At 42.9% G+C, this 12,571-nt stretch carries 16 protein-coding genes and 3 pseudogenes; 7 read left to right on the top strand and 12 right to left on the bottom strand.

Going from position 1 to position 12,571, the window contains the following annotated elements:
* Nucleotides 1-691 precede the first annotated feature (691 nt).
* The 5 genes from ACIG3F_RS15450 to ACIG3F_RS15430 all read left to right on the top strand — a co-directional run bounded on the left by ACIG3F_RS15450 (nucleotide 692) and on the right by ACIG3F_RS15430 (nucleotide 3,370).
* Nucleotides 692-907, top strand: a complete 216-nt coding sequence (locus ACIG3F_RS15450) for a cold-shock protein (protein ID WP_005105001.1) — start codon at nucleotides 692-694, stop codon at nucleotides 905-907.
* Between the two features lie 112 nt (nucleotides 908-1,019).
* Nucleotides 1,020-1,247: a hypothetical protein gene (locus tag ACIG3F_RS15445; RefSeq protein WP_005105004.1), complete on the top strand. Its 228-nt coding sequence runs from the start codon at nucleotides 1,020-1,022 to the stop codon at nucleotides 1,245-1,247.
* 70 nt (nucleotides 1,248-1,317) lie between these two features.
* Nucleotides 1,318-1,515, top strand: coding sequence for a hypothetical protein (locus ACIG3F_RS15440; RefSeq protein WP_004280859.1), 198 nt, complete (start codon nucleotides 1,318-1,320; stop codon nucleotides 1,513-1,515).
* A 332-nt stretch (nucleotides 1,516-1,847) separates the two neighbouring features.
* Nucleotides 1,848-2,669: a 4-hydroxy-tetrahydrodipicolinate reductase gene (gene dapB / locus ACIG3F_RS15435; RefSeq protein ID WP_004280861.1), complete on the top strand. Its 822-nt coding sequence runs from the start codon at nucleotides 1,848-1,850 to the stop codon at nucleotides 2,667-2,669.
* A 56-nt stretch (nucleotides 2,670-2,725) separates the two neighbouring features.
* Nucleotides 2,726-3,370, top strand: a complete 645-nt coding sequence (locus ACIG3F_RS15430; RefSeq protein WP_396470458.1) for an START domain-containing protein — start codon at nucleotides 2,726-2,728, stop codon at nucleotides 3,368-3,370.
* Between the two features lie 48 nt (nucleotides 3,371-3,418).
* Here the strand turns inward: ACIG3F_RS15430 and ACIG3F_RS15425 are convergent, their stop codons facing one another.
* From ACIG3F_RS15425 to ACIG3F_RS15370, 12 genes and pseudogenes are all read right to left on the bottom strand, one after another.
* The gene (locus tag ACIG3F_RS15425) at nucleotides 3,419-4,447 is read right to left on the bottom strand and encodes an NAD(P)-dependent alcohol dehydrogenase (protein ID WP_180000599.1); all 1,029 of its coding nucleotides are present in this window, start codon (nucleotides 4,445-4,447) and stop codon (nucleotides 3,419-3,421) included.
* A 4-nt stretch (nucleotides 4,448-4,451) separates the two neighbouring features.
* Nucleotides 4,452-5,033: a DNA-3-methyladenine glycosylase I gene (locus ACIG3F_RS15420; RefSeq protein WP_396470456.1), complete on the bottom strand. Its 582-nt coding sequence runs from the start codon at nucleotides 5,031-5,033 to the stop codon at nucleotides 4,452-4,454.
* A 24-nt stretch (nucleotides 5,034-5,057) separates the two neighbouring features.
* Complete coding sequence (locus tag ACIG3F_RS15415; RefSeq protein WP_004728896.1) at nucleotides 5,058-5,303, bottom strand: hypothetical protein; 246 nt, start codon at nucleotides 5,301-5,303, stop codon at nucleotides 5,058-5,060.
* Between the two features lie 15 nt (nucleotides 5,304-5,318).
* On the bottom strand, nucleotides 5,319-5,861 hold the full coding sequence (locus tag ACIG3F_RS15410) for a M23 family metallopeptidase (RefSeq protein ID WP_005173640.1): 543 nt from the start codon (nucleotides 5,859-5,861) through the stop codon (nucleotides 5,319-5,321).
* Between the two features lie 69 nt (nucleotides 5,862-5,930).
* On the bottom strand, nucleotides 5,931-6,959 hold the full coding sequence (gene mutY, locus ACIG3F_RS15405) for an A/G-specific adenine glycosylase (protein WP_396470454.1): 1,029 nt from the start codon (nucleotides 6,957-6,959) through the stop codon (nucleotides 5,931-5,933).
* 160 nt (nucleotides 6,960-7,119) lie between these two features.
* Nucleotides 7,120-7,479 (bottom strand): HIT family protein, encoded by a 360-nt coding sequence (locus ACIG3F_RS15400; RefSeq protein ID WP_005268188.1) that lies wholly within the window; start codon nucleotides 7,477-7,479, stop codon nucleotides 7,120-7,122.
* Nucleotides 7,480-7,573: 94 nt separating this feature from the next.
* The gene (locus tag ACIG3F_RS15395; RefSeq protein WP_005268187.1) at nucleotides 7,574-8,308 is read right to left on the bottom strand and encodes a dienelactone hydrolase family protein; all 735 of its coding nucleotides are present in this window, start codon (nucleotides 8,306-8,308) and stop codon (nucleotides 7,574-7,576) included.
* A gap of 163 nt (nucleotides 8,309-8,471) precedes the next feature.
* Nucleotides 8,472-9,161, bottom strand: a complete 690-nt coding sequence (locus tag ACIG3F_RS15390; RefSeq protein WP_005268184.1) for an FKBP-type peptidyl-prolyl cis-trans isomerase — start codon at nucleotides 9,159-9,161, stop codon at nucleotides 8,472-8,474.
* 48 nt (nucleotides 9,162-9,209) lie between these two features.
* Entirely contained in the window at nucleotides 9,210-9,914 is a 705-nt protein-coding gene (locus ACIG3F_RS15385) for an FKBP-type peptidyl-prolyl cis-trans isomerase (RefSeq protein WP_396470452.1), read from the bottom strand.
* 165 nt (nucleotides 9,915-10,079) lie between these two features.
* Nucleotides 10,080-11,477: pseudogene (locus tag ACIG3F_RS15380) on the bottom strand (polysaccharide biosynthesis tyrosine autokinase); the annotation flags it as partial.
* A 56-nt stretch (nucleotides 11,478-11,533) separates the two neighbouring features.
* Nucleotides 11,534-11,848: pseudogene (locus ACIG3F_RS15375) on the bottom strand (transposase); the annotation flags it as partial.
* Nucleotides 11,849-11,980: 132 nt separating this feature from the next.
* Nucleotides 11,981-12,176, bottom strand: a pseudogene (locus ACIG3F_RS15370) (IS3 family transposase); the annotation flags it as partial.
* Between ACIG3F_RS15370 and ACIG3F_RS15365 the strand changes: the two are divergent.
* Together ACIG3F_RS15365 and ACIG3F_RS15360 are read left to right on the top strand one after the other, a co-directional pair.
* Entirely contained in the window at nucleotides 12,164-12,361 is a 198-nt protein-coding gene (locus ACIG3F_RS15365) for a hypothetical protein (RefSeq protein WP_205668342.1), read from the top strand. The pseudogene ACIG3F_RS15370 and the gene ACIG3F_RS15365 sit on opposite strands and share 13 nt — an antisense overlap.
* 42 nt (nucleotides 12,362-12,403) lie before the next feature.
* A partial coding sequence (locus tag ACIG3F_RS15360) for a hypothetical protein (protein ID WP_396470461.1) occupies nucleotides 12,404-12,571 on the top strand: 168 nt, incomplete at its 3' end.

Genomic DNA, 12,571 nt, shown 5'->3' with positions numbered 1-12,571 from the left:
CCTGAATCCTAGTCGTTAAAGTGTTTGTTTGCACTCATATTTTAACTGTTAGGACTCAGGTTTTTTTATTTAAAGCAAACTATGGGACAGCAGTGCGCTGAGGCGTCCTTTTTTATTATGTAGATAAGATACTCTAGATTAGAAGATGCTATTTATTAGTTGATAGCTATCTTATTGTTTGATAGGTATCTCTTAAACATAAAAACCGCCTAAAAAGCGGTTTCTGTTTTTATATTTGACTATCTAAATAGAAAGTATGAGTCCAAATTTGGAGGGTGATAGATATTTTGTAAGTGAGAAAAAAGCATCATTCCCGAAATTAAAAAGGCCAATATTGTTATTACAGAGCTATATAATCGCATTCATTACTTATCAAATTTACCAGTACAGCAGATTACTCTTATTTTGTTCTCATGACAATGGAAGCTTAAGCTTATTGAAATCACTATAAATTTTTAAAATTTTATTTTTTAATAAATAAAATAAATATATATATAAGAAAACTTGATTAATTAGATTTTTCGTGTATAGTTAACTTAATTAGAAAAAAGTCTTGTTTCGGTAAATCTTCTTTAAGTATCGTAGTTTTAGTCATAATCCTTCGTTTTTTTTCAGATTTTAAGTCTCATTCTTTATTATTTCAAAGTTATAATCAGTCTATAAAATGACTAAAAAATTATTAGGATATATTATGTCAAACTCAAATGTTGTTAAAGGTACTGTAAAGTGGTTCAACGAAACTAAAGGTTTTGGTTTTATTCAACAAGAATCAGGTCCAGATGTTTTTGCTCATTTCAGCGAAATTGCGAGTTCAGGTTTTAAAACCTTGCTTGAAGGCCAGCTGGTTGAATTCAGTGTAGCTCAAGGTCAAAAAGGACCGAATGCTGTAAATATTGTTGCTATCTAAGCAAGAATAAACAGTAAAAAAAAGCACTTAATAAGTGCTTTTTTTATCGTTCAAAATTTAATTTTAAGTTATTTTCCAAATTGGAAAAATCTTTAGAAAAACAGGATTCAAGTTGTTAAAAATAAATGATTTAATTGCAAAATCTAAAAATGGTACTGAAATTATTGTTTCGTTAATTCCTCTCAATAAAATGCAAAATACACGTCAGGGTTTAAAAAGAATTGAAGTGGGTAAAAGAGTTCTTCTTTCATCTGGAGTTGAGGTGGATTTAAACTTAGATGGCCGTACATTCTATACTTCTCTAAATAAATTATTTAAGCTAAATCATAAAGTTATTTAAAGATAAAATTCAGAAATATCAATTTTTAGTGGATATTTTGCCACTTTAACTATTATTAAAAGGTATAGATATGCTTAAACAAAGTATCAGTGTGAAGGATCAGTTTGGGGCTCAACACGCTATTCAAGCAACAGTCGATCATCATTTTTCTAAAACACAATCTCATTCCAATATAAAACATATCACTGTAGATGGTGAAGATATTCGTCCCAGTTTTGAAATGTGCTTTCAAAGTACATTAAGTGGAAAAATTTTCAAAATTGTATAGATCATTCCTAAGTGACTTAGGTTCATCACTTCAGTGAGAGATAAGCTGAGCTGAATTGAAAGGATCCTAATCTGCCCCCGAAGCTTGAATGTTCTTCATCTGATTTGAAAGCTGCTTTTTGAAGACGGTTACGTTCATGCGTGCTATTGATCCATATCCGACGACCTGGATGAGATCTAGCCCATAATTCCAAAGACCGGATTGAAACTCTTATCAATATCAGTGATTTCGATCTTTGAGTATTTTCATTGATTTTTATGCAATGCATCTTAGTGTTATTCCGCAGTTTTGCTATAGTAAGAGCAATTTTGGATCAACATCAGGACTATGTTATGTCAGCTACACCACGCATTGGGATCTTGGGTGCAGGCGGTCGTATGGGGCGTATCCTTATTCAGGCTGTGCATGAAGCAGGTTATCAATTGGCGGCTGCGGTAGAACGCCCTGAAAGTACATTATTAGGTACAGATGCTGGCGAACTTGCCGGAATTGGTGCAACAGGTGTTAAGGTCGTGGGTAGCCTTACCGATGTAGTCAAAGACTGTGATGTCGTGATTGATTTCACTGCGCCAGCAGCGACCGTCAATCATCTGAAAATTTGCCGTGAAGCTGGTGTCGCCATCGTGATTGGTACCACAGGTATGAATGACGAGCAAAAAGCCTATCTCGATCAATCTGCGACAGAAACTCCTGTAGTTTATGCAGCAAACTATTCAGTGGGTGTGAACGTCTCGATCAAACTGCTTGAACTGGCCTCTAAAGTTTTTGGCGATACGGTTGATATCGAAGTGATTGAAGCACATCACCGTCACAAAGTAGATGCGCCATCGGGTACAGCTTTGATGTGGGGTGAGGCGATTGCGGAAACTTTGGGCCGTGACCTGAAAGAAGATGCAGTGTATTGTCGCGAAGGTCATACCGGGCCGCGTGAGCGTAAGAGCATTGGCTTCCAGACTATTCGTGGTGGCGATATTGTCGGTGAACATACTGCAATGTTTATTGCCGATGGGGAACGTGTAGAAATTACTCATAAAGCCACCAATCGCATGAACTTTGCTTCTGGTGCGGTACGTGCTGCGGCTTGGGTCGTAGGCCGTGAAGCGCGTAAATATGATATGAAGGACGTGCTTGGTTTTAACGATATTCAGGTTTAAAACCGAGTCAAAATCATTTATAAAAAAATCTACAACTAAAATAAGACGAATAAAAAATGCAAAAAATGATTTTCCTGCTCTGTGCAGTGGCGCTTGGTGCCATTGCGCAGGCCAAGCCTGTCGGGACGCCTAAACTCAGTATTCATAAAAACAATATCAAGGTCTGGACCTATCAGAATGAACAAAACCCGGTCTTTCTCTATAAAGCTGAAACCACATATACCGCACCGCTTGAAAATGCCGTGTCCCTGATTCTGGATATCGAGCAGGCGGTACAATGGGTACCCTATATGGGCAGCATCAAGGTCTTGTCCCGCGATGATAAAAAAGGCGATTTCACTTTGTATATGGTGCTGGATTTTCCATTTCCCTTAAAAGACCGTGACCTGATTGTGCAGGGTAAGATGATCAAGGAAGCCAATGGTCAGATCACCATCAAGAATAAAGCCATCCAAAGTGGCTATCCTTTAAACCCGGCTTATGTGCGTTTAACCGATTATCAGGGTGACTGGACTTTTCAGAAACTGGCCAATAATAAGGTCAAGGTTTCAACCTATGGTTATGCCAATCCGGAAGGTTCCATTCCTTTGACCTTCGTAAATATGTTTGTGCAACAGCAGCCTTATCAGATGCTGCAGAAGATGAAGACCGAGCTGGCCAAGCCTTCACCTATTGCGATTTTGCCTGAAGCCCTGCAATAAAAAAGACCCAATCGCTGGGTCTTTTTAACAGCTAAAAATAGGCAGGATTTAAGCTGTAAAATCTGCTTTAAGTACAATCCGGTAACGGGCTTTGCCAGAATGCAGATGTTCAATCGCCTGGTTCAGTTGTGACATCGGGAAGACTTCAATTTGCGGAGCAATATTTTTACGTGCAGCAAATTGGAGTAACTGACGTAATGCCGCCGGCGAACCTGTCGGTGAACCGGTAACTGACTTGGCTCCACCAATCAGCATGCCAGCCGGAATCTGCATCGGCTCAAGTGGTAAACCCAGCATATGCACAGTGCCATTCGGTGCCAAAGTTGCCAGATAAGCCTGCCAGTTCAAGGTGACATTGACAGTACTCAGTAATAAATCAAACTTGCCACGCTGGGCTTTTAATGCAGCGACATCACGACTGTTCACTACATGGTCAGCGCCCATGGCTTTCAGTTCATCGGTCTTGTCCAGATTTGATGTGAAAGCCGTAATCTCACAGCCCCAAGCTTTGAGCAGTTTAATTGCGATATGACCCAGACCCCCAATCCCGATCACGCCAACATGATGAATAGCCTGAATCTGGTGTTTCAGAATCGGATCGAATACGGTAATCCCGCCACAGAGCAGAGGGCCGGCACTTTCAGGATCCAGATCTTCAGGCAGGGGAATGACCCATTGCCAGCCAGCACGGACCTTGTCGGCAAAACCACCGGCATGTCCGACAATAGTCGCCACTTGGCCGCCAGTACAGAGTACCTGCTGACCTGAAATACACGGATCGCAATACTGGCAGCTTTCCGCAGTCCAGCCAATGCCAACCCGTTGTCCCACTTTCAGGCCTTTGGCTTCGCCACCCAGTTGCGTGATGATGCCGATAATCTCGTGTCCAGCCACGACCGGATAAACGGATGAACCCCAGTCATTATTGAGGACTGAAATATCAGAATGACACAGGCCACAGTATTCTACTTTGACTTCGACCTGATGTGGCTGTAGTTCACCAGCATCGAATTGATAGGGTTCGAGTGCAGCACCTGCTGACATTGCAGCATAAGCGTGGATAATATTATTCGACATAAATTCAGTTCTTATTTGAATGGGAGGATTTTGTTTTAAAGTGACAATGATTTTCGTGATCATCGACCATACCAACGGCCTGCATAAAGGCATAGCAAATGGTGGGTCCAACAAATTTAAAACCGGCCTTTTTTAAGGCTTTTGACATGATCTGGCTCTCAATGGTTTGTGCGGGTGCCTGACGATAATCCGCAACATCATTATTCAGTCGTGGTTGCTGGGCAAAAGACCAGAGCCATTGCCCTAAATTGATGCCTTGCTGTTGCAGCCTGAGCCATGCTTGGGCATTCTCGCGAATGGCATGCAGCTTGCCACGATGACGGATCAGGCGAGCATCCTTAAGCTTGAGTTCGAGTTGTTGATCTGTAAGTGCTGCAATCGACTGAATGGAATATTGAAAAAAATGTTCACGATACGCTTCACGTTTTCTGAGTACGGTAATCCAGGCTAGACCGGCCTGCTGTCCTTCCAGACACAGCATTTCAAACAGGCGATTTTCATCCAGCAGGGCTTGTCCCCATTCCTGATCATGATAGGTGATATACAGCGGATCATTGGAGCACCAGCCACAGCGTTGCAGAGTCATGCCATGCTCCTTGTTTTTATGGTTTTATAATTTAAACACAGCCCATTGATCCTGCTGATTGTCCCAGTACGACAGTTCAGCCTGATCCAGATCGCTAAATTGAATCCACATGTCTTTACCACTTTTGTCGGTATAACCGGTACTGATCAGCAGCGCATCTTCGGTAATTTCCATCACCCAGCCCTGGTAGCTTTGACCATTCAGCACGATTTTTTGTTGATTGCCTGATTCAGCAAATTCTACCAGACGGTTGATCAACGTTTCTGACATGTAAATATCCTAAAATTAACGTAAATAGGGGTAGGGGTTGACCACACCGCGCCCCTTGCCCTGTAAATAAATACCATAATGCAGATGTGGTGCAGTATGTCGGGCATTACCGCTATTGCCGACATAGCCGATGAGCTGGCCTTTTTTGACAGCATCACCTACTTTCAGGCCGCGTTTATGTCCATCCAGATGTGCATAATAATGCCAGGAGCCGCCCGGACCGAGAATCCAGACTACTTTACCACCCAAATTGTTATTGCGTAAATCTGCAATCAGACCTTCTGTGGCACTAAAGACTTTGGTTCCACGTGGAGCCATGATATCAATGCCCTCATGCAAACGTCCGCGACTGCGCGACGCCCCCCAGGTATCCTGTAATTCACGTGCCTGTACACGTGCCACCGGGATAGGCAGTGAAGAAGGCATTCGCTTATTTTGCAGTTTTTGTACCAGTAGCGGATTTAACTGTGCAGAAGAAGGTTGTTTCGGCGTACTGCTACAGGCGGTCAGTAATATGGCAATCAAAGCCACCCAGGTCAAAGCAAGGTATTGGCGCACGCTATTCATCCTTAAATATTGGCAATGCTCATTCTGAGCTGATCGATTTTTTGCTTTGTCCAGACTATGTCATAGATTAACGGCAAAGATCAATTTTTTCATTGCTGTCGGCAGACCGCAATCAATGGCTGTCTCTGGACGCATCCAGTTGCCTTGCAGTTCAATCGCCAGATGTTCCTGCTGATCTTGATCCACTGCGAAAACGGTTGCTTCAAGCTGCCAGGTGAAGTGGGTGAAACTGTGGCTGATCTGGACTTTTTTGAGGATATTTTTCAGGCCAAGCTGCTGACATTGCTGTTCGAATTCATGGGCATTTTCAATAATTGGCAAACACCAGAGTCCGCCCCACAGGCCACTGTTGGGTCGTTGTTGCCACAGCCATTCATTAGAGGACTGAATCAATAATACTTGTGCTGAGCGCACTGGCACCGGTTTTTTGGCTTTCTTGAATGGTAATTCATTTTCCAGACCTTGCTGATGTGCTTTGCAATGTTGCTGCATCGGACAATATAGGCACAGTGGTTTTTTCGGAGTGCAGACCGTAGCACCGAGATCCATAATCGCCTGGGTATAATCATGATTACGTTCGACCGGACATAATTCTTCAGCCAGTTGCCATAAAGCACGTTCATGAATGGGTTTGGACAGATCATCTTCAATTGCGAAGAAACGCGACAACACCCGTTTGACATTGCCATCCATGATCACGCCGTATTGGCGTAAACCCAGTGACATTAAGGCACCAGCGGTGGAACGGCCGATCCCCGGCAAGGCAATCCATTGTTCCAGGGTTTGAGGAAACTGCTGCTGTGCTGTCACCATGCCGGCAGCTTTGTGCAGGTTACGGGCACGGGCATAATAGCCCAGTCCTGCCCAGTAAGGCGCGACCTCATCCCAAGACGCTTGACCCAAGTCCTGAACGGTCGGAAAACGCTGAATAAAGCGTTCATAATATTGCAGCACAGTTTTGACCTGGGTTTGTTGCAACATGATTTCAGAGACCCAGACTTTGTAGGGATCATCTGTCACCTGCCAGGGCAAGTCATGACGACCATGCACATCAAACCATTCTAACAGGGCATCTGAAAATACAAACATGGATAAATAGCAACTGAATAAGCAGCAGCCATTATAGCGGAATCGGCAGGCCTGAAATGTGAAAAGTAGATAAAAACTGCGGAGTAGTGTGTATGGATATCGGCTTAATAACACAAACAATAAATGCTCCGAAGAGCATTTATTTTAAAACAGCAAAGATTTAGTCGCTAATCCCCCAACGTTCATCCAGCTTCAATACTTTGTCTTTATAGCGCGGAATAATATGAATATGCAGATGTTCGACCTTTTCCTGAAACACTTCGCCATCAATAAAACCGACATGGAAACCGGCGGGCTGGTAACGTAAATTGAGCTCATTACGTGCCTGTTCGAGCAAAGACATCAGGCTTTTACGTTCTTTGTCCGTCACTTCAAAAAATGAAGCCACATGCCGGAGTGGAATCACTACACAGTGACCTTCGGATAATGAATTCGGTTCAGGCAGCACTACACCATAATCATTTTTGGCAATGACATCATATTCGTCATAGTTACAGTAAGGGCAGTTGGTTTCAGCCATAGTCAGCATTCTCCTCTGGTAGGATTTATCGTTCTTTTCTTCAATGATTCTTTAAAGTGCTCAGCTTGATTTCAAGTCGAGCACTTATATCTATTTAAGCCAAATGACGTTCCAATAAGGCATACATCGCCGCCAAGCTTTTTTGTTCCGCTTCAGCATTGTAACCAAGATCCACGCCATTGGCTTTGGCCCGTTCGTCGGCGAGCGGGTTGCTAAAGCCATGTTTTGCATCTTCAAAGACAATCACCTCATGCTCGACGTTGGCCGCATGCATTTCTTCACGGAAACTGGCGACATCATCTAAGGTGACCATGCTGTCTAGCTCACCGTGCAAGACTAGTATTTCGGCCTGAACCTGACCTTCTTGAGCCGGTGCTTTGGCAGTAAGTGTCCCGTGGAAGGTGGTCACTGCTTTTAAAGGGGCATTGGCACGCGCCAGATCCAGCACCACTTTACCGCCGTAACAAAAACCGATGGCAGCAAGTTTCTCTGCATTGACTTCATCCTGTGCTGCCAAGGTATTTAAAGCTGCTGTCGCACGATCAACGATGGTGTCCGGATCTTCAAAGGTCTGCATCATCCACTGGTAGGCCTGATCAGAATGGGTGGTCACTTTTTTGTCACCATACATGTCAATCGCCAAGGCCGCATAGCCATGTTCTGCAAGTTCGCGAGCGCGCTGTTCGGTATATTCATTACGACCCCACCATTCTGGTGCGACCAGCACACCTGCAAGGGGTGCATCTGTTTCTGGAGCGGCAAAATAGCCAATCAATACGCTACCATCCGGCGCAGTATAATGAATTTCACGGGTCTTGATTGCTGCCATGCTGACGTCCTCTATTCTTGTTGAACCGTTTAATTAACATATAACATAGCAAAACTGATCTGAATGTGACATGAAAACATTCGATTAATTATGCTTCATCCATATAAAAAAGAGAGGCCGCTATCGCGCCTCTCTGATTGAGTATTTAAAAAAACAGTATTGATTACTTCATAATTTCCAGTAATTCCACATCAAAAATTAAGGTACTGTTTGGCTCAATCACATCACCTGAACCAATTTGTCCATAGGCCAGTTCTGCAGGAATGAAGAAGCGGTATTTGGCACCTTCTTTCATCAGTTGCAGGCCTTCAGTCCAACCGGTAATCACTTGGGTGGTACGGAAGACCACAGGCTGATTGCGGGCAATTGAACTATCAAAAACCGTACCATCAATCAAACGGCCTTCATAATGTACGCGGACATTGCTATCGGCTTTTGGCGATTTGCCTTTGCCTTGCTGAAGAATCTGATATTGCAGGCCAGATTTAGTCGTTTTTATCCCTGCTTTTTTGGCATTTTCTGTCAGAAAAGCCTGACCGATTTTGGTATTTTCTTCAGCTTTTTGTTTTAATTCAATCAGCTCTTTGGCTTCACTTTGACGTTTAAACTGAGTCAGCACTCGAGCCATGTCTTCTTCAGTTAAAGTGGATTGTTTTCCGGCAGCAGCAGCTTTTAAACCGGCACTGAAAGCATCCAGATCAATCCCTTGCAAAGAGTCGGCATTACTTTTTCCCATCAGATAACCAAAGCTATAACCGACCTGTTCAGCTTCCGGGCTTTTATTGGTCACATCTTTGGCAAGCAGATTGCCAGAACTTAGCAGTAAAACCATCAAGCTTATTTGTATTTTCATATTTATTCTCAAAATAAAGGAGAGCGCATTGCTCTCCTTATTTATAGATTATTTGACTTCAATGAGTTCCACATCAAAAATCAAAGTACTGTGTGGAGGAATCGTCCCTGGCACGCCTTGTTCACCATAACCAAGTTGAGATGGGATATACAGGGTCGCTTTACCGCCTTCTTTCATCAGTTGCAGACCTTCAGTCCAGCCTGGAATCACTTGATTGAGTGGAAACTCAATCGGCTCGCCACGTTCAACCGAACTGTCAAATACAGTACCATCCACCAGTTTGCCGGTGTAATGGACTTTCACGATTGAAGAAGCAGCCGGCTGTTTGCCCATGCCTTCTTTGGTCACTAGGTATTGCAAACCGGAAGCTGTGGTTTTTACACCCGCTTTTTTGGCATTTTCAGTCAGGAAACTGTCACTCGATGCTTGTGCCTGTTTAGTGCTATCGAGTTGCTTTTGCTGCATTTCTTTCTGGAACTGTTCGTAAGCTGCCTGTAATTCTTCTTCAGTATACGCCGGTTCAGTACGCGCATGTCCTTCACGTACGCCTGTCACAAAGCTATTAATATCGAGTTCAGGTGGGGTTTGATGAGCCACTTCATAACCGAGAGCATAGCTGATTTTAGAAACAGCAGAGGCATCTTTAGATGCTTTAGTCGTTTGAGCAGCTGGGTTTTGAGTTGCATAGTAAACAGGTACTAGCGCGGCACCGCCTAGAAGAACAGCGACAGCAATCGGTAAGGCCTTGCTCATGTATTATTCCAATCTAATGTTATCGTTGAGGTTCATTCCATCTTAGCAGAAAATTTTGAGAAATCTTGCAGAATGGGTGGTTTTTTAGCAAGCAAATATCGCAGTTTGGTAGAGCTTTAAAAAAATAAAAAAACCAGCAATGGCTGGTTTTTTTATTCAAAAAGATCAACTGGTTTTTGTTTTGGTTTTATAGCTATAAGTATAATCATAGCTATAACTACCACCTGCTGAACGCTGGATATCATTCAGGATAAAGCCATTTACGGTACTTCCCGCTTGTTTAAAACGGTTCACTGTCAGTGCCAATTCCTTCATTTGTGTTTTTGCATAGCGGGCCACCACCAGATTGAGTCCGACATATCGGGACACGATGATCGCATCCGTGACCGCCAGGACAGGAGGCGTATCAATTATAATATGATCATAGTGTGGTGTCAGGTGTTGCAGTAATTCCTGAAACCGTACCGAATTGAGAAGTTCGGATGGATTGACTGGATTTTCACCACAGGTGATGACGCTGAGGTTTGCTACATTGGTGCTTTGCACCATCTGTTCCAAGGTAATTTGCTCATTCAGGTATTCAGTTAATCCATATTGATTATCCAAATCAAAATATTTGTGTATATGACCACGACGCAAGTCCGCATCAATGATCAATACGCGTTTATGTTTTTCTGCCATGATGACTGCCAGATTGCTGGAAACAAATGATTTTCCAACTCTAGGCGCTGGACCCGAGATCATAATAATATTGTTTTTGGCCTGAGACAGAGCGAAATGACTTGCTGTCCGGATGCTGCGCAAGCTTTCGATCGCCATATCATCACTATGTTTAAGGGCTAATAAGAAAGGCAGTTTTTTCTTTTTCAGCAGTTTCAGTCCCGGTTTCTGAACAGGGGAGTGTGCAATATTGGCATAGACGGGAAGATCCAGCTGGTATTCTATTTGGCTACTATCTTTCACTCCAGAACGGAACATATTGCGGAATAATGCCACCAGAATTCCCAAGAAAGTACCGAAGCAAAAAGTTAAGAACAGAATTAATGGCTGTTTCTGTTTAATCACGTCAATCGGTTCAAGCGCAATATCAATAACATGCACATTGCCAATCTCGCCGGCTTTGGCAATTCGCAGTTGTTGGTAGGAATTGACCAAATTGGTATACAGTTGTTGTTTGACTTCGACTTCACGAGACAGTTGTAAATACTGGCGTTGTATTTCTGGAAGATTTTTAAGTGTCGTATTCAGCTCACGAATCTTGCCATTAATCACACGAAGTTGAGCAGTAACTTCTCGCATGGTCGGATGTGCTGCTGCATATTTGGCACCTATTTCCGCCTGTCTCTGTTCGAGTAGAGCTCGTTGTGTTTCTAAAGTCACACTCTGATTTAAATATAATTCTGACTCCCGGGTGATGTCGACAGTATTATGCTGTTGACGGAATTGGTTAAAGACCCGCTCTGCATCATCCAGCTGTTTTCTTAAATCCGGTAATTGAGCATCCAAGAAAGCGAGGGTCTGAGCAGTTTCTGCCGAACGACGGGTAATATTATTTTGGCTATAAATTGGCTTTGTTGCACAAAGATTTGAAATGCAAAGCGCCCCTAATTGAGCCAAATTTAAGGCGTAACTTGGGTAAGTGGTCGACCTAATTCCGTAAATCTGTTAAGGACTGCTACACGTGCATGGATCTCATTCACTTGGCTTTGAAAGCTCCTTGCACTCAGTTTATCGCCCAATAATTTAATGCAATGCATCTTGGTTTCTACCAAACTTCGCCGATGATAGCCTGACCATTTTTTCCATAGTGTCCTGCCTAAACGCTTAACTGTTCGAAGTAATTCATTTCGCTCTAGCGAGCTACTCTTTGTATCTTTCCATGGTTTCGCATTTTTTCTAGGTGGAATCACCGCATGCCCTTGCCGATCTGCAATGAACCGTACCGGGTTTGTCGGAGACTTTTATTTAAGTTAGGCCACCTGACCTAACGGGTTAATCTTATAATCGTACATTGCTTCAAGCTCAAAAGACGACACATAACTCAGCGCATCAAGCACCATATCTGTATTCTTACCACGCCATACACCTTGTATTTCAAGATTTTGCATCAATCGAGAACTGTATAGCGCGCAATAACATAACTTCTCGTTGCAGTTGTTGCCAGACTTTACGAACGCCATACCGGCCCGAACTTTCTTTCCAAATTCGTTTGATTTGCTTAGCATGATGAAAATCATGTAGATCTCGTTTTGCTCGATGTTCCCTTGCGAAGCGATGCGCTTCTCATCGCAGGAAAGTTGGTCTCCGACAAACCCGGTACGGTTCAGGTCATTTATTTAGCAACTTCAAATGCTGCTAAAAAATGGACCATGCCAACTCAAAATTGGCGTTTAGCAATGAATTGGTTTACGATTCAGTTCGATGATCGATTAAAAGATCATTTATAAAAAATGAGACTCACACAAAATAATTTACAGGCTCGTAGAAACATGAAAATACATTCTTTTGGTGAACACAATAACATTACTTTATCTAATAATTGTATTGAAGTTCGAGGTGCACGTGAGCATAACCTTAAGGATGTAGATGTTTCTATCCCAAGAAATGCACTTGTTGTTTTCTCAGGTGTATCGGGTTCAGGAAAATCATCACTTGCT

This window comes from Acinetobacter sp. NPDC052428 (assembly GCF_044547685.1).
GTDB lineage: Bacteria > Pseudomonadota > Gammaproteobacteria > Pseudomonadales > Moraxellaceae > Acinetobacter > Acinetobacter lwoffii_G.
This window is presented reverse-complemented; position numbering and strand designations above follow the sequence as displayed.